A 22,585-nucleotide genomic window follows, 5' to 3' on the forward strand; every position below is an offset into this window, starting at 1 on the left:
GATCAACCCTTCTGGGCGCGTTTGAAGTCTTCCAGCCAGGCGTAGTTGGGGGCGGTCTCGCCGTTGGGTTCGGGCCGCACGGTCGCGGAGGCGTAGATGCTGTTGAGCAGCCACGGGGTGCTCTTGGCGTTGAAGCCGTCGCCGGACATGGCCGCGTCCTGGCCGATTCCGTAGGTGGCCACGGCGAGCTTGCCGGTGGCGCGGAACTTCGCCATCTGCTCGCTGAGGTAGTGCTTGTTGTCCTCGAACCAGGGGCTGTCGCGCAGCAGGTCGTACCAGCGCTGCTTCGGGAAGGCCTTGTTCAGCGCGTTGCGGATGACCTGCCAGATCTCGGTGCCCGCCGGAACCCCGTACTTCTCGGCGTAGGCGGCCGGGATCTTGTCGGAGAGGTGGTCCTTCCACAGGTGCACCAGGGAGAACTCGGTGACGAGGAACTTCTTGTCACCGAGCCTGGGCAGGACGTAGTCGAGGTACGCCTGGGCGCCGTCGGGCCGGTCGACGTGCGGGTGGATGTCGGTGCCCTCGATCTCGGGTGTGTCGCGGACGTAGGTCATCCAGCGCTCGGTACCGCTGTTGATCCAGTCGTCGGGCTGGTCGAGGTGGTTCAGCGCACCCATGTGGAGGACCGTCTTGCACCCGTGGGGGAAGTTCTTCGCCCGGTGGTCGATGACGTGCTGAGCCACGGTCTCGTAGAAGTCGTTGATCGCGCCGTTGGTCCAATCGACCTTCGGGCATTCGATGAACGGCTCGTTGCCGATGACGAGAACGTCGATCTTGCCCATCACCTCGGGCAATACCTTGTCAACCCTGGCCAGGTCCTTTTTCATCTCCTCGCTCCCCGGGCGAGGAATTCTGTCGTGCTTATCCGGAAAATAGGGGAACTTCAGCGACAGCACGGCACCGTACTTGCGGTCAACCGCCTCCAGCAGAGTTCTGACCGCCCGGTTGTCGGCCGCGGCTTCGTCGTCGAGCTCGGGCATCGCCGCGAAGCCGCGCACCCAGGTCGCCTCGGCGCGTTCCAGCCCTGACCAGGTCATGATGCTCGGATCACCGTTGAAGTTCGCTCCGAGAGCGCCGGGAGGAGCGCTCATCCGCGCGGCGCCTGCGGCCGCCTTCTCCGCCGGCCGGATGCCGCAGGACGCGGCGCCGAGAGCGGCGGCACCGGCCGCTGACAATTGGATCAGTCGCCGTCGCGAATAGGAGCTCATGCGTCCACATATACGCGACAGGCACTTCTGACACTTCCCATTGCACAAAAGCTAGACATGATCGATACCACCTCGACTTGACGGGCGAATGCCGTCGAAGCAGGATTCCCGATCACCATCCGAAATCGAACACAGGAGTTGACTCGGGTGAAACTGCATCGTTCAAGCAGCGTGCTGGGCGCCGCGCTGCTGGTCACGGCGGGCGCGGTCGTGCCCCTCGCAGGCGCCGGCCCGGCCGAGCCGCCCTCGCGCTGCGCGAGCGACGACACGTGGGAGATGTCGACCGACCGGTTCGACCCCGCCTACACCTCGCACGCCTTCGTGGGCAACGGCTACCTCTCGCAGCGCGTGCCGCCGACCGGCGCCGGCTACGTCGCCACCGGCGAGAAGACCGGGTTCCCGCTCGAAACCCCGCGCTACGACGGCGCTTTCGTCACCGGCCTCTACGGCGAAGGACCCAGTTCGCAGACCGACGTGCCCAGGCACGCCATCGCGGCCATCCCGACCTGGTCGTCGCTGACCGTCCGCGCAGGTGAGCACACCTTCAGCCCGCAGACGCCGCCGGAGCAGATCTCGAACTTCCGCCAGGCGCTCAACGTCCAGTGCGGTGTCGTGTCGACGTCGCTGACCTGGACCGCGCCGGACGGCAAGGTCACCGACCTCACCTACGACGTCGTGGCCGACCGGACCAACCCGCACGTCGGAGCCGTCCGCGCGCGGGTCGCTCCGCGCTGGTCGGGGCAGGTCGAGGTGTCCGGCGCGATCGAGGGCGCGGGCGCCCGCCGGATGCACCCGACCGCGGGGAAGGCCGAGGGCGAGACCGTGCGCGTCGGTTTCGAGACCGACGGCGTCGGCGCTCGCGGCACCGTCGCGTCCACGTTGGTCGCACCCGACGACGTGCGCGCGACCTCCCAGCAGCGCGTCGACGGCCTCGACGCCGAGCAGAAGGTCGGCTTCGACGCGGAGCAGGGCAAGACCTACGAGTTCGGCAAGTTCGTCGGCGTCGACACCGCGCTGACCACACCGGACCACGAGGCCGCCGCCGTCAAGGCCTCGCAGGACGCCGCCGACCGCGGTTGGGACGACCTCTTCGACGCCCACAGCGCAGCGTGGAAGGAGCTGTGGGAGAGCGACATCCGCGTCCCGGACCGCCCCGACCTGCAGAAGTCGTTGCGCTCCAGCAAGTACGCGATCCTGTCGAGCATCCGCGAGGGCCAGGACACCAGCGTCGCTCCCGCCGGTCTGAGCAGCGACAACTACGCCGGCCTGAACTTCTGGGACACCGAGCTGTGGATGTACCCGAGCCTGCTGCTGCAGCACCCCGACATCGCCAAGTCCGTCGTGGCCTACCGGGAGAAGACGCTGCCCGCCGCGCGCGCCAACGCCCGGTCCATCGGCCAGCAGGGCGCGTTCTACCCGTGGACCAGCGCCGACAGCGGTGACCTCCAGAAGGACTGCCACAGCTGGGACCCGCCGCACTGCCTGACCCAGAACCACCTGCAGAGCGACGTCGCGCTGTCCACCTGGCAGTACTACCTGGCCACCGGCGACAAGACCTGGCTGCGGGAACACGGCTGGCCGGTGCTGCGCGGCGTGGCCGAGTACTGGGCCGGGCGCGTGACGCCCAACGCCGACGGCACCTTCTCGATCAACAACGTCGCGGGCCCGGACGAGTACAGCAACGGCGTCAACGACGGGGTGTTCACCAACGCGGGCGCGGCCACCGCCCTGCGGCACGCCACCGAGGCCGCGCAGGTCCTCGGCGAACCCGCTCCCCCGGAGTGGAACGCCATCGCCGAGAAGGTGCGGATGCCCTTCGACCAGCAGGCGCAGGTGTTCCGGCAGTACGACGGGTACGCGGGTCAGCGGATCAAGCAGGCCGACGCGGTGTTGCTGCAGTACCCGCTGGAATGGCCGATGCCCGAGCAGGTCGCGCAGAACACGCTCGACTACTACGCGCCGCGCACCGACCCCGACGGACCGGCGATGACCGATTCCGCACACGCCATCGACGCCGCCGCCATCGGCGAACCCGGCTGCGCGACCAACACCTACCTCGACCGGTCGATCCGTCCGTTCGAGAAGGACCCGTTCGCCCAGTTCTCCGAAGCGCGCGGCGAACGAGCCGGCGAAGGGGCGGGCGCTCCGACGTTCAACTTCCTCACCGGTGCCGGCGGCTACACGCAGGTCTTCACCCACGGGCTGACGGGCATGCGCTGGCGCGGCGACGAGGTCGTCCTCGACCCGACGCTGCCGCCGCAGCTCGGCGAGGGCGTCGAGCTGACCGGGCTGAAGTGGCAGGGCCGCACGTTCGACGTCCGCATCGGCGCCCACCAGACGACGGTGGTCCTGCGCAGCGGTGACCCGTTCACCGTGCAGGCCCCGGACGGCGAGCACGTGGTCAGCGAGGCGCACCCGCTGATGCTCAAGACCCGCAGGCCGGATCTGGAGCCGACCGACAACCTGGCGCGCTGCAAGTCGGCGGAGGCCACCAGCGAGGAACCCGGTCGCTACGCCGAAGCAGCTGTCGACGGCAACACGGCCACGCCGTGGCAGCTCAACGGCCCGCAGGGCTCGGCCACCGTCGACCTCGGCGCAGCGCAGCGGATCTCGCAGATCACACCGCGCTGGAGCGAGATCACGCCGACCTCGCACCGCCTGCTGACCTCCCTCGACGGCCGCACGTTCACCGAGGTCCCGGCACAGCTGCCGGAGGGCCACCTGGCCCGCTACGTCCGAGTCGAAGTCGCCGGCCCGGAGAGCCCGGAGCACGCGGGCATCACCGAACTCGAAGTCCGCTGATGCCTCGGTGCCCCGGGGCGCACCCCCTGCACCCCGGGGCACCGGTCAGTTCCGGCCCGAACCGTCCCGGACAAAACTCCTACTGCCCGGTCGGCCCAGACCAGAACCGTCCACTTCCCCACGCACTCCCCAGTGGCGCACCAGACTCCCAACTCCCACCGAAGCCCGATCCCCGACTTCCACTGAAACCCGGTCCCCGACTTCCACTGAAATCGGGGTCCTGGCTTCCGGGGGACTGTCCGGTGAAGGGTTGGCCCGGCCGGAACCGGCGACACCGATGAGCCGCTGGTCCTGTCCGAAGCACGGATTACCGCAGTAATCCGGTCCCCGATTACGGCAGTAATCCGGTCCCTGATTACGGCGGTATTCGGGGTTGTGGGACCGCCCGGGGCCCGTGGCTGTCGCCCGGGGTTCCGGATTTCAGTGGAGATCCGGGACTCGATTTCCACTGAAATCCGGTTACGGGGTGGGGGCTTTGGGTTTCGGGGGTGTTGGTTCGGCGGTGGTGAGGGCGTTGAAGAAGGTCTTGAGGTCGTCGTGGGCGTGGAGGGGTAGGACGTGGGAGACGTAGTGGTCCGGGCGGACCACTACCAGGGCTCCTCCTCGGCTGATGTTGCGGGCGGTGAAGATGTCGTCCGCCGGGTCCGCCGCGTAGACCTTCTCGTAGTCGATGATCTCGAACGGGCCGACCTCGGGCTTGTAGGCGGCGGGGACCCGGCCGAGGTCGACCTCGGTGTGCGGTTGCTGGTAGATGACCTTGACGTCGAAGCAGGCGTCGACGTCGCGGTCCGCCGGGGTGTGGCACCGCACCGGCGAATCCGGAGCCGTGATGATCCACTCGGCGAAGTCGGTGGCCTGCGAGGGTTCTCCCGGGCCTGGCCGGTCGGCGAAGACGTAGATGCGCCAGCGGCCATCGGCCCGGTGGTGGTGGCCCAGGTGGACCGGGTTGGCGTCGCAGACCCGGGTCACCGGGTGGGACTTGAACCGCTTGCCGATCGGGAATCCCGCGGCCAGGTCCTGGTGCGCGGCCTCGGCGGTGATCATCGACCGCTGGTACTGCGTCATGAGACCGGCCGGGAACTCGGCGGTCTTGACGTAGAAGTCCTCCAGCTCGGTCGGGTCGGAGAGCTCCTCGGGCTTGGCGGCCATCAGCTTCGACCAGCGGCGGTCGAAGTCGATGAGGTTCTGGGCGATGACCTGGCGCTCGGCGGAGTAGGTGTCCAGCAGCGCCGGGTCGGCGCGCCCGTCGAGGACGTGCGCGACCTTCCAGGCGATGTTCCAGCCGTCCTGCATCGAGACGTTCATGCCCTGACCGGCTTTGGCGCTGTGGGTGTGGCAGGCGTCTCCGGTGATGAACACGCGCGGGTGCTGCACGCCCACGAGCTCGGCGGGCACGTCGTCGAACTTGTCGGTCAACCGGTGCCCGACCTCGTAGACGCTGCGCCAGGCCACGTGCTTCACCGTCAGCGTGTACGGGTGCAGGATCCGGTTGGCGCGCACCTCCACCTCTTCCTGCGTGGTCTCGCGGACCTTGCCGTGATCGTCGGCGGAGACCTCGCCCAGATCGACGTACATCCGGAACAGGTGGTTGCCCTCGCGCGGGATGTGCAGGATGCTGCCGCCGTCGTGGGACTGGATGGCGCACTTGGTGCGGATGTCGGGGAAGTCGGTCTCGGCCAGCACGTCCATCACGCCCCAGGCGTGATTGGCCTGGTCGCCGACCAGTTCCCGGCCGATCGACTCCCGCACCCCGCTGCGCGCGCCGTCGCAGCCGATCACGTACTGGGCGCGGATGGTGCGTTCGGACCCCTCGTCGGTTCCGGCCGTCCGGCGCAGCCGCACGTTCACGCCGTCGTCGTCGACGTCGAGCCCGACGAACTCCCAGCCGTAGTCCGGTTCCAGTCGTCCCGGGGCGTTGCGGGCGGCCTCGGCGAAGTAGTCCAGCACGCGGGCCTGGTTGACGATCAGGTGCGGGAACTCGCTGATGCCGCTCGGGTCGTCGGGCGCACGCGCGGCGCGCACGATGTTCTCCGGGTGCTCCGGGTCAGGCTTCCAGAACGCCATCTCGGTGATCCGGTAGGCCTCCTCGATGATCCGCCCGGCGAAGCCGAACGCCTGGAAGGTCTCGACGCTGCGAGCCTGGATCCCGTCGGCCTGACCGACTTCCAGCCGTCCCGGCCGGCGTTCGACCAGCCGGGCCGTGATGTTCGGGAACTGCGCCAGTTGCGCGGCGGCGATCATGCCCGCCGGGCCGCTGCCCACGATGAGAACGTCGACCTCACCCGGCAGCTCCTCGGGGCGGTTGAGACCCACGCCGGCTGCGGGCTGAACTCGCGGGTCACCGGAAACGTATCCGTGGTGGTGGAATTGCAACGCGCTCTCCTCACTCCGTCGTGAGTTCGGCGGCTGCCCCGCTCAGAGCGAGGTGCCGAGTTTGAATCCCTTGTCCTCATCGCCCTTGCGCGTGTAGGAGAAGCCATCGGCTCCCACCGTCACGGCCATCTCGCTGCTGTCGGTGCGCACCTGCAGGGGCTGCGGGTTGCCGTCGAGATCCAGGACCGGGGAGGCCTCGGTGTACCAGGACGGCACGACCGGGTTGCCCCACCAGTCGCGGCGTTGGTTGTCGTGGACGTCCCAGGTCACCGTGGGGTTGTCGGGGTCGCCGGTGTAGTAGTCCTGGGTGTAGATCTCCACCCGGTGGCCGTCGGGGTCGCGGATGTAGAGGTAGAAGGCGTTGGACACGCCGTGACGGCCTGGTCCGCGCTCGATGACGTCGGACATCCGCAGCGCGCCGAGCTTGTCGCAGATCGACAGGATGTTGTGCTTCTCGTGGGTGGCGAAGGCGATGTGGTGCAGCCGCGGCCCGTCGCCGCCGGTCAGCGCGGTGTCGTGGACGGTGTCCTTGCGCCGCAGCCAGGCCGCGTAGGTGGTGCCCTCGGCGTCCTGGATGTCCTCGGTGACCCGGAAACCCAAGTCCTCCAAGTACTCCCGGCCCTTCGGCACGTCCGGGGTGACCTGGTTGAAGTGGTCCAGGCGCACCAGCGCACCCGGGGTGTAGAGGTCGTAGCGCCACGCCAGCCGCTCGACGTGGGCCACCTCGTGGAAGAACTCGTAGGGGAACCCGAGCGGGTCGGTGACCCGGACGGAGTCGCCGATGCCCTTGGCGAAGCCGTCGGCGCGGCGTTCGGTGCGGCAGCCGCGCGCGGCGAACCACTCCTCGGCCCGGTCCACGTCCTCCGGGGTCCGCACCCGGTAGGCGAACGCCGCCGCAGCGGCCACCGGCCCCTTGCGCAGCACCAGGTTGTGGTGGATGAACTCCTCCAGCGTGCGGAGGTAGATCGCCTCGTCGTCCTCCTCGGTGACCACCAGGCCGAGCACGTCGACGTAGAACTCCCGCGCCCTGGCCAGGTCGGTGACCACCAGGTCGAGGTACGCGCAACGCAGGATGTCCGGTGGGGTGAGGTCGGCACTCATCGTTGAACGCTCCTTCACTTCAGTCGTCAGGCGCCGAACTTCGGGGTGTGGACGGGGGCCAGCGAGATGTGCATGGCCTGCTGGTCGGAGTAGAAGTCCAACGACCGGTAGCCGCCCTCGTGCCCGAGCCCGGATGCCTTCACACCACCGAACGGGGTGCGCAGGTCGCGGACGTTGTGCGAGTTCAGCCAAACCATTCCCGCGTCCACGCGCTGCCCGAAGTTGTGCGCGCGCTCCAGGTTCGCCGTCCACACGTAAGCCGCCAGCCCGTACTTGACGTCGTTGGCCAGGCGCAGCGCTTCCTCGTCTGTGTCGAACGGGGTGATCGCCACGACCGGCCCGAAGATCTCCTCCTGGAAGATCCGCGCGGTCGGCGGCACGTCCACGAACACCGTCGGCGCCACGTAGTTGCCCGACTCCAGGCCCTCCGGGCGCCCACCGCCCGCGGCGAGCTTCGCCTCGGTCTTGCCGATCTCGATGTAGCCGGTGACCTTCTCGTAGTGCTCGGGGTGCACCAGCGCCCCGACCTCGGTGGCCGGGTCGTGCGGATCGCCCACCTTGACGTTCTTCGCGCGCTCGACGTACCGGCGCACGAACTCGTCGTAGATGCTGCGCTCCACCAGGATTCGGCTGCCGGCGGTGCAGCGCTCGCCGTTGAGCGAGAACACGCCGAACACCGTGGAGTCGATCGCCGCGTCCAGGTCGGCGTCGGCGAACACCACGGCCGGGCTCTTGCCGCCGAGCTCCATCGACAGCGCCTTGAGCGTCGGGGCGGCGTTGGCGAAGATCAGCTTGCCGGTCGCGGACTCGCCGGTGAAGGAGATCAGCTGGACGTCCTCGTGCTTGACCAGCGCGTCCCCGGCCTCCTCCCCGAGACCGTTGACGATGTTGAACACCCCGTCCGGAACACCGGCCTCGCGGAAGATCTCCGGCCACAACCCGGCCGACAGCGGCGTGAACTCAGCGGGCTTGAGCACCACCGTGCACCCGGACGCCAAGGCGGGAGCCAACTTCCAGCTCTCCAGCATGAACGGCGTGTTCCACGGCGTGATCAACCCGGCCACGCCCTTGGGCTTGCGGTTGACGTAGTTGACCTGCTTGCCCGGCACCTTGTAGGTGTCATCGGCCTGGGCGACGATCAGGTCCGCGAAGAACCGGAAGTTCTCCGCCGCCCGCTTCGCCTGACCCAGCGCCTGCGTGATCGGCAACCCGGTGTCGAAGGTCTCCAGCTCCGCCAGCCGCTCGTTGCGGGTCTCGACGATGTCGGCGATCTTGTTCAGGATCCGGGCGCGCTCGCGCGGCAGCATCCCCGGCCACGGGCCCTCGTCGAAAGCCCTGCGGGCAGCCGAGACCGCGCGGTCGATGTCGGCCTGCTTACCCGACGAGGCCTCCAGGTAGGACTGGTTGGACACCGGGTCGAGGACCTCGAAGGTGTCGCCGTCGAGGCTGTCGACGAACTCCCCGTCGATGAAGTGCTGGATGCGCTTGGGCAGGTCGGCCGGCACGTGCTGGATCGTCATGTCAGTTCCCTCCGGCGATGGTGTCGTCGTCCTCGACCGGCGACAGGTACTCGGCGCCCTCGGCCAGCAGCGCGCGGATTTTGTCCTTGCCCGCGTCGGTCGGCGTGATCAGCGGCGGCCGGACGTGCTCGGAGCGGATCAGGCCGCGCTGGGCCAGCACCCACTTGACCGGCGCCGGGTTGGTCTCCACGAAGATCAGGTCCACCAGCGGGTGCAGCCCGTAGTGGATGTCCAGCGCCTCGTCCATCCGACCGGCGTGGAAAGCCTCGTACATCCGCTTCGTCGCCCCGGGCGCGATGTTGGCCGTCGCGCTGACGAAACCCGTGCCGCCCAGCGCCAGCAGCGGCAGGCACAGCAGCTCGATCCCGGACCACACCAGCAGATCCCGGCCCGCGGCCTTGATCACCCGCGAGAAGTGCTCGAAGTCCTTGGTGGTCTCCTTGATGCCCACGAAGTTCGGCACATCGCGGTGCAGCCGGGCGACGGTCTCCGGCGCGATCTCCACCGCGGTCCGGGTCGGCACGTTGTAGGCGATGATCGGCAGGTCCGGGTACTCCTTGGCGACCGTGGAGTACCAGACGTAGAGCGCTTCCTGCGTCGGCTTCGCGTAGTACGGCGTGATGATCAGCGCCGCGTCCACCCCCGCCTCGTAGGCCGCACCGGTCAGCTCGATCGTCTCGTCCAGCTTCGCCGAACCCGTGCCCGGCACGACCGGTGCCCGGCCGTCGACGGTCTTGAGCACGGTGCGGATCGCCTCGGCGCGCTCGTCGATGGTCTGAGCGCTGGGCTCACCGGTGGAACCACCGATGGAGATCCCGTCGGAGCCCTGCTTGAGCTGCCACTGGACGAGGTTCGCCAGCGAGGCGTGGTCCACCTCGCCGTCGGCGGTGAACGGGGTGATCACCGGAGCGATCGATCCCGTCAACTGCTCGGGTCGGGTACGCCAGTTCGTCATCGGGTTCCTTCCTGGTCGCGCTCGGCGTCGTAGCGGCGGCGCCACTCTCCGGTCAGCGGGTACAGCCCGTCCACCGCCGCGCCTTCGGCGACGCGGGCGGCGATCCACTCCTCCTCGGCCTCCTGCTCGATCGCGGCGTCGAGCACCTGGTCGAGCAGCACCGGCGGGATGACCAGCACCCCGTCGTCGTCGCCGACGATGACGTCGCCCGGCTGCACGCTCGCCCCGCCGCAGGCCACGGTGATGTCGTTGTCCCACGGCACGTGCTTGCGCCCGAGCACCGCCGGGTGCGGGCCGCCGGAGAAGGTGGGGATGTCGAGCTCCCGGACGGCGCTGTGGTCGCGCACTCCCCCGTCGGTGACGATCCCGGCCGCGCCCAGCACCTGCGCGCGCAACGCGAGGATGTCGCCGACGGTGCCACTGCCGCGCTCGCCGCGCGCCTCGACCACCAGCACGTCTCCGGGCTTCAACGAGTCGAAGGTCCGCTTCTGCGCGTTGTACCCGCCGCCGTGGCTGCGGAACAGGTCTTCGCGCGCGGGCACGAAGCGCAGCGTGCGGGCTCGACCGATGATCTTGCTGCCGGGCTTGTCGGTGCGCACGCCGTCGATGGACAGCTGGTTGTAACCGTGCTTGCGCAGCTGCGCCGACAGCGTCGCCACGGCCACCTGGCGCAGCTTGGCGATGCGGTCCTCGGTGAGCTCGAACGGCGGCTCCAGCCCGGCGGCGTCGCGGCTGCCCCACGCCTCCGCCCGCTGGACGTCGTCGACCGACGGCTGCGCGCTGAACTCCGGCAGCGGCTCGGCACCTTCGACGACGCTGGTGCGCAGCCGTCCGGTGCTGTGCTCGGTGCCGGGAACGTCCACCTCGACCTCGACGACGTCGCCGGGCCCGACCACCGACGACCCCGCCGGGGTGCCGGTGAGCACGACGTCGCCGGGTTCGAGGGTGATCAGCTGGGAGAGGTCCGCGACCAGCTCGCCGAACGGGAAGACCACGGCCGCCGAGGAGTCCTCCTGGGCGAGTGCGCCGTTGACCCAGGTGCGCACGCGCAGCGACGCCGGATCGACCTGCTCGGCGGGGATGCTCGCCGGGCCGAGCGGGGTGTAGCCGTCGCCGCCCTTGGAGCGCAGGTTGGAGCCCTTGTCGGCAGCCCGCAGGTCGTAGACACCGAGGTCGTTGGCCGCGGTCACGGCGGCGACGTGCGACCAGCCGTCCTCCCGCGCGACCTGACGGGCGGTCGTGCCGATGATCAGCGCGATCTCGCCTTCGAAGGCCAGCAGCTCGGTTCCGGGCGGTCGCTCGACGCTCTGACCGCTGGTCGCCAGCGACGTCACGGTCTTGAGGAAGTACGAGGGTCTCGACGGCGCCCGGCCGCGCTGGGCGATCCGCGACGGGTAGTTGAGGTGCAGCGCGATGACCTTGCCCGGCCGCCCGACGAGCGGGTGGCGCGCGAGGCCGTCAGCCGTGGAACGAGCGGCATCGGTCGTCATGACCGAGGATCGTATACGATGACATATCTGATTACAATGCGGAGCGCGGCAGGCGCCGGAAGCGGATCGCGCCTCGGGCAAGATGGACCGCCACGTCAGCGAATCGAGGAGCGATGACCACCGACGCAGCGGACGACCGCACCGCCACCAGCAAGTCCCAACTGGCCTACGAGTGGCTCCGCGACCGGATCGTCTCGCACCGCTTCACCCCCGGCTACCGCTTGGTGCTCAGCCAGCTCGCCGCTGAGCTCGGCGTGAGCACGGTCCCCGTCCGCGAAGCCATCCGCAGGCTGGAGGCCGAGGGGCTGGTCACCTACGAGAAGAACGTCGGCGCCCAGGTCGCCCTGGTCGACGAGGGCGAGTACGTGACCACCATGCAGACCCTCGCCGTGGTCGAGGGCGCCGCGACCGGGTTCTCGGCTCCCCTGCTCACCGTCGAGGACCTCGCCAAGGCGCGCGCGATCAACCAGCGCATGCGCGACACCCTCGAGCACTTCGACCCGCGCCGGTTCACCGAGCTCAACGAGGAGTTCCACGCGGTGCTGTTCCTGCGCTGCCCCAACGAGCACATGACCGACCTGGTCCGCCGGGGCTGGAGCCGGCTGCGCATGCTCCGCGACTCCACCTTCGGCTTCGTGCCCGGCCGCGCGGTCCGGTCGGTGGAGGAGCACGACCACCTGATCCACCTGATCGAGAACGGCGCCGACTCCATCGAGATCGAGCTCGCGGCGCGGCACCACCGCACCGCCACGCTCGACGCGTTCCTCACCTCCCAGCACGCGCAACGCCGTCCCTGACGGCGGTGCCGCTCAGAGGTGGTGCCGGCGGGCCGCCGCCTGGACGTCGTAGCGGCGGCGGGCCTCGCGGGTGCTCTCGCGGTCGGCGACCTCGGCGACCGGGACGTCCCACCACGCCTCGGGCGGCAACTGGGCCTTGGCCGGGTCGGTCTCGACGTGGACCGCGGTCGGACGCGGGTCCTCGCGCGATTCCCGGAGGGCTTCGCGCAGCTCGTCGTTGGTCTCCGCGCGCAGGACCCGCATCCCCAGGCTCGCCGCGTTGGCCGCGAGATCCACGGGCAGCGGATCGCCGGTGAAGGCCCCGTCGGCGGCGCGGTAGCGGTAGGCGGTGCCGAACCGCTCGCCACCGACCTGCTCGGACAGGCCGCCGATCGAGGCGTAGCCGTGGTTCTGCACCAGCACCAGGTTGATCTTGATGCCTTCCTGCACGGCGGTGACCAGCTCCGACGGCATCATCAGGTAGGTGCCGTCACCGACCAGCGCGAACACCTCCCGCGAGGGGTCGGCCAGTCGTGCGCCGATCGCGGCCGGGATCTCGTATCCCATGCAGGAGTAGCCGTATTCGACGTGGTACTGCTGAGAATCCCTGGCGCGCCACAGCTTGTGGAGGTCCCCGGGCATCGATCCCGCCGCGTTGATGACCACGTCCCGCTCGCCCACGACCTCGTCGAGCACGCCGATGACCTCGGCCTGCCCCGGGCGCTCGTCGCCCGCACCGCGGGTGGCGGAGTCGACGACCTCCGCCCAGCGGCGCGCACCGACCCGAGCGCGCTCGACGTGCTCGTCGGCGACGCGATGCCCGCTCAGCGCCTCCGAGAAGCGGCGCAGGGTGGTGCGCGCGTCGCCGATGACCGGGGTGGCGGCCTGCTTGTGCGCGTCGATCGAGGCGATGTTGACGTTGACGAACCGCACGGCCGGGTTCGCGAACAGGGTGCGGGACGCCGTGGTGAAGTCCGAGTAGCGGGTCCCCACGCCGACGATCAGGTCGGCCTCGCGGGCGAGGTCGTCGGAGATCTCGGTGCCGGTGTGGCCGATCGCGCCCAGCGCGCACGGGTGGTCGTGACGCAGGGAGCCCTTGCCCGCCTGGGTTTCGGCCACCGGGATGCCGGTGCGCTCGGCGAGCTCGGCCAGCTCCCGCTCGGCGCCGCTGTGGTGCACTCCCCCACCGGCGATGATCAGCGGGCGGCGGGCACCCCGGATCGCCTCGACGGCGTCGGACACCGAGTCCGGGTCGGCGACCGGGCGGTGCACCCGCCACACGCGCTCGGCGAAGAACTCCTCCGGCCAGTCGAACGCCTCGGCCTGCACGTCTTGCGGCAGAGCCAGCGTCACCGCGCCGGTCTCCACCGGGTCGCTGAGGACCCGCATCGCCTCCAGCGCCGAGGGGATCAGCGCTTCGGGACGCCAGATGCGGTCGAAGTAGCGCGACACCGGGCGCAGGCAGTCGTTGACCGAGACATCGCGCGCGTGCGGCACCTCCAGCTGCTGCAGCACCGGGTCGGCGGGCCGGGTCGCGAAGACGTCGCCGGGCAGCAGCAGGACCGGCAGGTGGTTGATGGTGGCCAACGCCGCGCCGGTGACCAGGTTCGTCGCGCCCGGACCGATCGAGGTGGTCACCGCGTAGGTCGACATCCTGTTGCGCTGCCGGGCGAAACCGACGGCGGCGTGCACCATCGACTGCTCGTTGCGGCCCTGCAGGTAGGGCATCCGGTCGCCGGATTCCAGCAGCGCCTGGCCGATCCCGGCGACGTTGCCGTGCCCGAAGATGCCCCAGCAGCCCTCGACCAGCCGCTGCCGCGCGCCGTCGCGCTCGGTGTGCTGGTGGGCCAGGAACAGCACCAGCGCCTGCGCGACGGTCAGCCTCCGCGTCGTCATCGTCCCTCCACTTCGGACGGCGCTCGGTAGAGCGGCAGCCGGGGGTCGACCGGCTGGTCCTCCCAGGTGCCGCGCACCCACGCGTGCGCGGGGTCGTCGCAGATCAGCCAGGCGCGCTCCGGCGAGGGACCGGCCATGACGTTGAGGTAGTACATGTCGTAGCCGGGCACCGCCATCGACGGGCCGTGCCAGCCGTCCGGGATCAGCACCACATCGCCGCTGCGCACCTCGGCGAGCACGTCGGTGGTGCTTCCCGGGCCGGACGGGTAGACGCGCTGGTACCCGATGCCGGGCGTGCCGTGGGAGTCCGCGATCTCGAAGTAGTAGATCTCCTCCAGCCGCGACTCGCCCTCCCGGTCCTCGTCATGCTTGTGCGGCGGGAACGACGACCAGTTGCCCGCCGGGGTGAGCACCTCCACCGCGATCAGGCGATCCGCCTCGAAGACGTGCGCCGCGCCGAAGTTGTTGACCTGGCGGCTGGCCTGCCCCGCTCCCCGCAGCTCCACCGGCACGCCCGAGGCCGGGCCGTAGCGCGCGGGAAGCCGGTTCTCGCAGCGCGCACCGGTCAGCGCGAACCGCCCGCCGGCGCTGCTGGTCACGCGGACCGAGGCGTCCCGGGGGACGTAGGCGAAGTCCGTGACGCCGGAGAAGACGCTCTCGCGCCCGGTGAGCTCGAAGACCTCGCCGTCGCAGGACACCGCGCAGGAACCGCTCAGCGGCAGCACGATCCACTCGCTGTCCCCGGTGTCGAACTCGCGCGATGCACCGGCGGCCAGCTCCAGCACCCGCAGCGACGAGTGGTCCCAGCCGGCGGTGCCGGGGTCGACGTAGGTGCGGTACCCGTCGCGCGCGGTGTCGGACAGGTGAAAACCCTCGTTGCTCACCACTTCTCCCTCACCTCAGAGCAGGGCGACCGCGGCGTCGACCGCGCCCGCGACGTCGTCGTCGTGCGGGTACAGCAGGCTCCGGCCCACCACCAGACCGCGCACGTGGGGCAGTGTCAACGCCTCGCGCCACCGCCGCTGGGCGGCTCCCGGATCGTCGGGGACCTCGCCGCCCAGCAGGACCGTCGGCAGCGTGGTGGCTTCCAGCGCTCGGCCGATCTCGTCGATCTCGTCGACCACCGGCACCTTCAACCACGTGTAGGCCGAGGTACCGCCCAGCCCTGAGGCGATGGTGATCGCGCGCGCCACCGCCGCGGCCGAGAGGTCGTTGCGCACGCCACCTTCGACCCGCCGCGACAGGAACGGCTCGACCATCGCGATCAGCCCGCGTTCGGCGAGTTCGTTGATGGCCCCGGCCGCGCCCTGCATGGTGTTCAGCGATCCCGGGTCGTCGAGGTCGAGCCGCAGCAGCAGCTTTCCCGCGTCGAAGCGCATCCGGTGCAGGTCTTCGGCGCGGTGGCCGGTGAAGCGGTCGTCGAGCTCGAACGACGCACCCGCCAGACCGCCCCGGTTCATCGAGCCGATGACGACCTTGTTCTCCAACGCCCCGAGCAGCAGCAGGTCCTCCAGGACGTCGGCGGTGCCGAGCACGCCGTCCACCCCGGGTCGCGCCAGCGCCGTGCGCAGCCGGTCCAGCAGCTCGGCGCGGTTGGCCATGGCCAGCGGATTCCGGCCGGCGGACAGCGCGCCGCGGGCGGGGTGATCGGCGGCGACGATCATCATGCGGCCGGACTCGCCCAGCAGCGGCCGTCTCGTGCGCAGCGCGGCGGCCTCGGCGATGGACTCGGGACGTCTGGCCCGAGCCTCGATCACCTCGGCGATGCTCAGCGCGCTCATGCGCTCAGCGTCGAGCCGGAGTCGGCCGCCAGCACCGCTGCGACCTCCTGCTCGTAGGGCATCGCCGAGGAGCAGGCCAGACGACCGGCGACCAGCGCGCCCGCGGCGTTGGCGAAGCGCATGGTCCGCGGCAGCTCCCAGTCGTGCAGCAGCCCGTGGCACAGCGCGCCGCCGAAGGCGTCCCCGGCGCCGAGACCGTTGACGACGTCGACCGGAACCGGTGGTGCCGCGGTCGTCTCGCCGCGCGTGCGCGCGAGGACGCCGTCGGGGCCCTGCTTGACCACGGCCAGCTCCACACCGCACTCCAGCAGCCGATCGGCCGCCTCCTCCGGATCGCGGCTGCCGACCGCGGTCTCCACCTCGTCGAGGTTGCCGACCGCGACCGTGACGTGCGCGAGCGCTTCCCGGTACCAGCGGCCGGCTTCGCCCTTGTCGTCCCAGAACATCGGCCGCCAGTCCAGGTCGAAGACCGTGGTGCCGCGCTTGGCCCGGTTCCGCAGGGCCGCGAGAGTCGCCGAGCGGCTGGGTTCCTCGGACAGGCCGGTGCCGGTCATCCAGAAGATGCGCGCGTCGGCGATCGCCCCGTGGTCCAGCTCGTGGTCGTGGATCTCCAGGTCGGGCGCCTTGGGGCGGCGGTAGAAGTACAGCGGGAAGTCGTCCGGCGGGAACAGCTCGCAGAAGGTGACCGGTGTCGGGTACTGCTCGACGGAGCCGACCCACCGGTCGTCGACGCCGAAACCGCGCAGCGCCTGGTGGACGTACTCGCCGAAGGGATCGGCCCCGGTGCGGCTGATGACCGCGCTGCGGTGACCCAGCCGCGCGGCCGCGACGGCGACGTTGGTGGCGGTGCCACCGAGGTACTTGCCGAACGATTCCACCTGCGGCAGCGCCACTCCGGTCTGCAGCGGGTAGATGTCGACCCCGATCCGCCCCATCGTGACCACGTCGAACCGATCGCTCATCGCAGCAGCCCCTCCATCGGGTCGCGACCGCCCGGCGGCGGCCGGAGCACGAACATCATTTTGTGTACGTGTGCGCCACATCACTGTCAAGATTTGTCCGTACATCAGGATTTAGTGACGTCCTGCGTTCTTGCTATGGTCAGCCGCGTGACCGCCGTGCGACGCCGACCTCAGGAACCGAGGTGGGATCCGGCCAGGCAGATCTCGGTCGACCACCGCAGCCCCGTCCCGCTGTACTTCCAGGTGGCCAGCCAGATCGAGGACGCCATCACCTCCGGAGCGCTGCCCGTCGGCGCGCGCCTGGACAACGAGATCGAGCTGGCGGGCAACCTCGGGTTGTCCCGCCCCACCATCCGGCAGGCGATCGGGTCGCTGGTCGACAAGGGACTCGTGGTGCGCAAGCGCGGCGCGGGCACGCAGGTCGTGTTCAACCACGTCAAGCGCTCCTTGGAGCTGAGCAGCCTGCACGACGACCTCACCGGCATCGAGGCCCACCCCACGACGCGCGTGCTGGTCAACGAGATCTGCCACCCGCCCGAGGAGGCCGCCCGCGCGCTCGGACTGTCCGAACAGGACGAGGTCCTGCACCTGGAGCGCGTCCGCAGCGCGCGCGGCGAGCCGATCGCCCGGATGCGCAACTACCTGCCGGCCGCGCTGATCAAGCCCGGCGACGAGGACCTGACCGAACGCGGCCTCTACCAGCTCCTGCGTGCGGCGGGCGTCCGCCTGCACGCCGCGCAGCAGACCATCGGCGCCCGCACCGCCACCGACGAGGAAGCCGACCTGCTCGACGAGCCGCCGGGGGCCGCGCTGCTGACCGCCCAGCGCATCACCCACGACCACACCGGCACCATCGTCGAGTACGGCACGCACGTCTACCGCGCCTCCCGCTACACCTTCGACCTCACCCTCCGCGGCAACACGTGACCCGCGAGACCTGCCGGCACCGCGAACGCACTAACGTGCTGGGCGTGATGCACGCTCGCCGAAGCCGTGATTCGTGAGGTTGCCGTGACCGAAGTACCCCAGGGGGAACCGCGCGTTCCGCTGCGCGATCAGGTCCACGACGAGCTGCAGGCCCGGATCAGCGACGGGCGCTTGCGGCCCGGCGACCGGATCTTCGAGCAGGAGCTGGCCATCGAGTTCGGCATCTCCCGCGTCCCGGTGCGGGAGGCGATCCGGATGCTGCAGAGCGCGGGCATGGTCGAGGTCCGGCCGCGCCGGCGCGGCGTGTTCGTCCGCAGCCTCGACCGGCAGCAGCTCGAAGAGCTCTTCGACGTGCGCGAAGCCCTCGAAGCGCTGGCCGCGCGCCTGGCCGCCGAGCGCAGCGACTCCGCCGACGTGGAACGGCTGGGAGAGCTGGCCACCCGCGCCCGCGAGGCGCTGGACTCCTCCGACACCGACGCGATGTCGGAGGCCAACACCGAGTTCCACGACAAGCTGGTGGCGGTCTCCCGCAACGAGCTGCTGGCCTCGATGCTCGAACCGCTGCACGGACGGCTGGCCGCCCTGTTCCGGCTGAACCTGGAGCCGGAGCGGGTCTGCACCGAGCACGCGGAGCTCTACGCCGCCATAGCGGCCGGTGACGCCGAGCGGGCGTCGGAGATCGCCCGCAAGCACGTGCGCGCGAGCCGCGCGATGGTGCTCGAGCGCATGGTGCACTGAATCCGCGCTGACCTCTCTTGACTGGCGGAACCAGCTCGCCATAGTTTACGTATACGTTCAAATATACTTTCGTATCGTGGAACTCGATCCCTCGTGATCGACGTTCGAGGGAGGTGCCGCGTTGGTCCGCTCAACAACGCCGTTCGACCTGGTCTTCCGGGCGCAGCGACTCATCGGCCCGCACGGTGAGACGTCCGGCAGCGTCGGCATCCGGGACGGCCGCATCGCCGCCGTCGAACCGCTCGACGCCGAGCTGGAAGCCACCCGGGTCGTCGAGCTCGCCGACGACGAGGTGCTGCTGCCCGGTCTCGTCGACACCCACGTGCACGTCAACGACCCCGGCCGCACCGAGTGGGAGGGCTTCGAGACCGCCACCCGCGCGGCGGCCGCAGGTGGGGTCACCACCATCGTCGACATGCCGCTCAACAGCCTCCCGCCGACGGTCGACACCGACGCGCTGGAGGTCAAGCGCAAGACCGCGCGGGACAAGGCGCACGTCGACATCGGCTTCTGGGGCGGTGCGATCCCCGGCAAGCTCGACGAGCTGCGCGGTCTGCACGAGGCCGGCGTGTTCGGCTTCAAGTGCTTCCTGCTGCACTCCGGCGTCGACGAGTTCCCGCCGCTGGACTCCGCCCAGCTCGACACCGCGCTGCGCGAGCTGGCCGGTTTCGACGCGATGATGATCGTGCACGCCGAGGACTCCGACGCGATCGACGAGGCCCCGACCCCGCACGGCGAGGACTACGGCGACTTCCTCGCCTCCCGCCCCAAGGGCGCGGAGAACGTCGCGATCGCGCAGGTCATCGAGCTGGCCCGGCGCATCGGAGCCCGCGTGCACATCCTGCACCTGGCCTCGTCGGACGCCTTGCCGCTGATCGCCTCGGCTCGTGCCGAGGGCGTGCGGGTGACCGTCGAGACCTGCCCGCACTACCTGAGCTTCACCGCCGAGGAGATCCCCGACGGCGCCACCCAGTTCAAGTGCTGCCCGCCCATCCGCGAGGCCGCCAACCGCGAACTCCTGTGGAAGGCCCTCGCCGACGGCACGATCGACTGCATCGTCAGCGACCACTCCCCCTGCACGCCGGAGCTCAAGCGCTTCGACACCGGCGACTTCGGCGTCGCCTGGGGCGGGGTCTCCAGCCTGCAGCTGGGCCTGTCGGCCATCTGGACCCAGGCGCGCCAGCGCGGGTACGACCTGTCCGACGTGGTGAACTGGATGGCGCGCAAGCCCGCCGAGCTCGCCGGGATGCGCAGCAAGGGCTCGATCGCCGTGGGCAACGACGCGGACCTGTGCGTGTTCGCGCCGGACGACGCGTTCGTCGTCGACGTCGCCAAGCTCCAGCACCGCAACCCGGTCTCGGCCTACCACGGCCGCCCGCTGGCCGGTGTCGTGCGCGAGACCTGGCTGCGCGGAACGCAGATCGCCGGTGACGGCGCGGACACCTCCCAGCTGCACGGCAAGCTCCTCACCCGCGGCGAGGTCTGAGCAACGGTTTCCGGTCCGAATCGACGCCGGTCGATTCGGACCGGAAACCACCACCACGCCTGAAGAAGCCGGGCCTCCGCGTCGGAGGCCCGGCTTCTTCAGGTGGTTTCACGCCATCAGGCCGGCGGCCAGTTCTTCATCTCCTTGGGGCGCGGCGGGGCGTAGGTGCGCACCTTGGAGGTCTTCAGGCCGAGCCGGACCAGCGACTCGGCGATCGTCACCGCCGCCGTCACGCCGTCGATCACCGGAACACCGGTGCGATCCACGACCCGCTCGGCGAGGCCCGACATGCCGCCGCAGCCCAGGCAGATCGCCTCCGCGCGGTCCTCGCGCACAGCGGTGACCGCCTGCTCCACGATGGCGTCCACGGCCGCCTGCGGATCGCGTTCCAGGTCCAGCACCGCCAGCCCGCTCGCGCGCACCGACGCGCAGCGGGCGCTGAGACCCGCCGCGTGCAACCGGTCCTCGATCAGCGGCACCGTGCGATCCAGGCTGGTCACCACCGAGTAGGTGCGGCCCACGAACTGCGCCGTGCTCGCCGCTGCCTCGGTGATGTCCACGACCGGGACGTCCAGGAGCTCCTGCAGCCCCTCGCGGCCGTGCTCGCCGTACCCGGCCTGGATGACCGCGTCGAACGGTTCCGGGTAGGCCCGCACGGCCTCCATCACGGCGACCGCCGCGAGGTAGCTCTCGTAGTTGCCCTCCACCGACTCCGCCCCGAAGGACGGCGTCAGCGGAACGATCTCGGTCCCGGGCGAGGCGACCGAGGCGGCCTGCTCACCGATCGAATCGGTGATGGACTTGGTCGTGTTGACGTTCACGACGAGAATGCGCATGAATCCGACTTTCTCCGAAAACCCTTGATCCGCGGTCTCATTCCGCGGCGACGGCGATGGTCTCCCCGTCCACGTCCCGCGCGTCCGGTTTGCGGTCGGCGATGACCGCGTAGATGATCGCGCCGAGAATCGCGCCGATGAACCAGGAGAACCCGCCGACCGAGCTGAACGCCGGCACCAGTGCCAGCACCACGGCGATCGCCGCGGCCGGGATGAACGCCCAGACCGCCTTCGGATTGTATCCGCGCGTGTAGTGGTACTCGCCGTTGCTGTCCTCGGTGTAGAGCGCGGGAACGTTCACCCGCGTCTTCCGGATCAGCCAGTAGTCGGCCATGATCACGCCGAACAGCGGGCCGAGCAGCGCGCCCAGACCGGCCAGGAAGTAGTTGACCACCACCGGGCTGTCGTAGAGGTTCCACGGCAGGATGACCAGGCCGATCACCGCGCTCACCAGTCCCGCGCGGCGGAAGTTCAGCTGCTTCGGGAAGAGGTTGACCAGCACGTAGATCGGGGCGACGAAGTTGGCCAGCAGGTTGACCGCGATCGTCAGCACGATCAGCGCGAGCGAGGCCAGCGCCAGCAGGTAGGTGTTGGGGATCGTCTGCACGATGTCGGTCGGGCTGGTGATGACCTGGCCGTTGATCTTGAACTGCGCACCGCTGAGGAGGACCACGATGCCGGCGAAGAACAGCATGTTCACCGGGATGCCGACCAGGTTGCCCAGCACGATCGACTGGCGGCTCTTGGCGGACCGGGTGAAGTCGCAGAAGTTCAGCACGAACGTGCCGTAGATGACCACCCAGAGCGCGGCGCCCTGCAGGATCTGCAACCACATCGCCCCGCCGGTCAGCGGCTGGTCGGTGGACATCGAGATCGAGAAGTCCGCGCGGGCGAACATCCAGACCGCGAGGCCCAGCATGGTGATCAGCGTGGTCGGCGCGGCTACCGCCATGTACCTGCGGATGACGTGCATGCCGTAGCTGACGATGAGGACCTGGACGGCCCACAGCGCCAGGAAGGTGATCCAGCCGAGCAGCGAAAGGCCCAGCACGGACTGCTCTTCCAGTGATCTCAGCCCGGGGAACATCGCGATGAGCAGCGCGTCGAGCACCGAGGAGGCGAGGTAGGTCTGGATGCCGAACCAGGCGATGGCCACGATCCCGCGCACGGCCGCCGGGATCTGCGCGCCCTTGGTGCCGAACGCGATCCGGCTCATCACCGGGAAGGGCACGCCCGCCTTGTGGCCCATGTAGCCCGACATCGTCAGCAGCAGGAACAGCAGCGCCGAGGCCAGCACGAACGCGGCGAGGATGCCCCAGACGTTGAGCCCGAGCGCGAACAGTCCGATCGCGAAGGCGTAGTTGCCGAGGCTGTGCACATCGTTGGCCCAGAGCGTGAAGACGTTGTAGGCGCCCCAGCGACGCCCCTCCTTCTTCGTGGGAGCCAGGTCGTAGCTGTACAGCCGCTCACTTGAGGCGGGCGGGATGTCCACATCGGATTGGTCGTTCGTGGCAGTCACTGGCCGCCTCCAAGCTCCACCCCGCCACTCTGCGAGATGGGTCATTTCCGCGATGCGAAAGTATACGTGCGAGTTGGAGAAGACGGTAAGGCGCGCGCAGGCGTCCGTCAATACTGTCGGGTAACCGGGTCGGATGTGATCTCGGCAGCGGACCCGGGGGCTTCCGCATCGGGCCGAGGTTGCCTATCCTGCTCCCCAGGCGCCCTTTTGTATAC

The 22,585-nt window shown here is 69.8% G+C and carries 17 protein-coding genes; 5 read left to right on the forward strand and 12 right to left on the reverse strand.

The genetic code is table 11. The annotated features are described in order from the left end of the window. Nucleotides 1-2 precede the first annotated feature (2 nt). Entirely contained in the window at nt 3-1,175 is a 1,173-nt protein-coding gene (locus tag KBO27_RS31310; protein WP_246538604.1) for a zinc ribbon domain-containing protein, read from the reverse strand. Between the two features lie 180 nt (nt 1,176-1,355). On the opposite strand from KBO27_RS31310, the gene KBO27_RS31315 reads away from it, so the two are divergent. Further along, nucleotides 1,356-4,010 (forward strand): glycosyl hydrolase family 65 domain-containing protein, encoded by a 2,655-nt coding sequence (locus KBO27_RS31315; protein WP_210973469.1) that lies wholly within the window; start codon nt 1,356-1,358, stop codon nt 4,008-4,010. Between the two features lie 459 nt (nt 4,011-4,469). Here KBO27_RS31315 and KBO27_RS31320 read toward each other — a convergent pair whose 3' ends face one another. The 5 genes from KBO27_RS31320 to KBO27_RS31340 are packed head-to-tail and all read right to left on the reverse strand — an operon-like array spanning nt 4,470 to nt 11,449. Continuing rightward, nucleotides 4,470-6,383 (reverse strand): FAD-binding monooxygenase, encoded by a 1,914-nt coding sequence (locus KBO27_RS31320; RefSeq protein WP_210973470.1) that lies wholly within the window; start codon nt 6,381-6,383, stop codon nt 4,470-4,472. Between the two features lie 42 nt (nt 6,384-6,425). After that, nucleotides 6,426-7,484, reverse strand: a complete 1,059-nt coding sequence (gene hpaD / locus KBO27_RS31325; RefSeq protein WP_210973471.1) for a 3,4-dihydroxyphenylacetate 2,3-dioxygenase — start codon at nt 7,482-7,484, stop codon at nt 6,426-6,428. Between the two features lie 26 nt (nt 7,485-7,510). Continuing rightward, entirely contained in the window at nt 7,511-9,004 is a 1,494-nt protein-coding gene (gene hpaE / locus KBO27_RS31330) for a 5-carboxymethyl-2-hydroxymuconate semialdehyde dehydrogenase (protein WP_210973472.1), read from the reverse strand. Between the two features lies 1 nt (nt 9,005). Continuing rightward, nucleotides 9,006-9,959 (reverse strand): 4-hydroxy-tetrahydrodipicolinate synthase, encoded by a 954-nt coding sequence (gene dapA / locus KBO27_RS31335; protein ID WP_210973473.1) that lies wholly within the window; start codon nt 9,957-9,959, stop codon nt 9,006-9,008. Further along, nucleotides 9,956-11,449 (reverse strand): fumarylacetoacetate hydrolase family protein, encoded by a 1,494-nt coding sequence (locus tag KBO27_RS31340; protein WP_210973474.1) that lies wholly within the window; start codon nt 11,447-11,449, stop codon nt 9,956-9,958. Before KBO27_RS31340 ends, dapA begins: the two co-directional genes overlap by 4 nt. A 113-nt stretch (nt 11,450-11,562) precedes the next feature. Between KBO27_RS31340 and KBO27_RS31345 the strand changes: the two genes are divergently transcribed. Further along, nucleotides 11,563-12,246, forward strand: coding sequence for a GntR family transcriptional regulator (locus tag KBO27_RS31345; protein WP_210973475.1), 684 nt, complete (start codon nt 11,563-11,565; stop codon nt 12,244-12,246). A gap of 12 nt (nt 12,247-12,258) precedes the next feature. On the opposite strand, the gene iolD is transcribed toward KBO27_RS31345, so the two are convergent. The 4 genes from iolD to iolC are packed head-to-tail and all read right to left on the reverse strand — an operon-like array spanning nt 12,259 to nt 16,864. Continuing rightward, nucleotides 12,259-14,121 carry a 3D-(3,5/4)-trihydroxycyclohexane-1,2-dione acylhydrolase (decyclizing) gene (gene iolD / locus KBO27_RS31350; RefSeq protein WP_210973476.1) on the reverse strand — a complete coding sequence of 621 codons (1,863 nt, stop codon included), beginning with the start codon at nt 14,119-14,121 and terminating at the stop codon, nt 12,259-12,261. Then, a complete protein-coding gene (gene iolB, locus KBO27_RS31355; RefSeq protein WP_210973477.1) occupies nt 14,118-15,005 on the reverse strand; it encodes a 5-deoxy-glucuronate isomerase in 888 nt (295 codons plus the stop codon). The genes iolD and iolB overlap by 4 nt, the downstream gene beginning before the upstream one ends. A gap of 15 nt (nt 15,006-15,020) precedes the next feature. Further along, a complete protein-coding gene (locus tag KBO27_RS31360; protein WP_210973478.1) occupies nt 15,021-15,902 on the reverse strand; it encodes a Cgl0159 family (beta/alpha)8-fold protein in 882 nt (293 codons plus the stop codon). Next, on the reverse strand, nt 15,899-16,864 hold the full coding sequence (gene iolC, locus KBO27_RS31365; protein ID WP_210973479.1) for a 5-dehydro-2-deoxygluconokinase: 966 nt from the start codon (nt 16,862-16,864) through the stop codon (nt 15,899-15,901). Before iolC ends, KBO27_RS31360 begins: the two co-directional genes overlap by 4 nt. Nucleotides 16,865-17,011: 147 nt before the next feature. On the opposite strand from iolC, the gene KBO27_RS31370 reads away from it, so the two are divergent. The 3 genes from KBO27_RS31370 (at nt 17,012) to allB (ending at nt 20,015) form a co-directional block, all read left to right on the forward strand. Beyond that, nucleotides 17,012-17,791: a GntR family transcriptional regulator gene (locus tag KBO27_RS31370; RefSeq protein WP_372448894.1), complete on the forward strand. Its 780-nt coding sequence runs from the start codon at nt 17,012-17,014 to the stop codon at nt 17,789-17,791. Between the two features lie 84 nt (nt 17,792-17,875). Continuing rightward, nucleotides 17,876-18,529, forward strand: coding sequence for a GntR family transcriptional regulator (locus tag KBO27_RS31375; RefSeq protein ID WP_307870723.1), 654 nt, complete (start codon nt 17,876-17,878; stop codon nt 18,527-18,529). Nucleotides 18,530-18,650: 121 nt separating this feature from the next. Continuing rightward, on the forward strand, nt 18,651-20,015 hold the full coding sequence (allB, locus tag KBO27_RS31380; RefSeq protein ID WP_210973481.1) for an allantoinase AllB: 1,365 nt from the start codon (nt 18,651-18,653) through the stop codon (nt 20,013-20,015). Nucleotides 20,016-20,131: 116 nt separating this feature from the next. Here allB and KBO27_RS31385 read toward each other — a convergent pair whose 3' ends face one another. Then, nucleotides 20,132-20,851: an aspartate/glutamate racemase family protein gene (locus KBO27_RS31385; protein ID WP_210973482.1), complete on the reverse strand. Its 720-nt coding sequence runs from the start codon at nt 20,849-20,851 to the stop codon at nt 20,132-20,134. A gap of 37 nt (nt 20,852-20,888) precedes the next feature. Continuing rightward, a complete protein-coding gene (locus KBO27_RS31390; protein WP_307870724.1) occupies nt 20,889-22,370 on the reverse strand; it encodes an NCS1 family nucleobase:cation symporter-1 in 1,482 nt (493 codons plus the stop codon). Between the last annotated feature and the right edge of the window lie 215 nt (nt 22,371-22,585).

The sequence above is a fragment of the Saccharopolyspora endophytica genome, assembly GCF_018070075.1.
In the GTDB taxonomy this organism is placed as follows: Bacteria; Actinomycetota; Actinomycetes; order Mycobacteriales; family Pseudonocardiaceae; genus Saccharopolyspora; species Saccharopolyspora endophytica.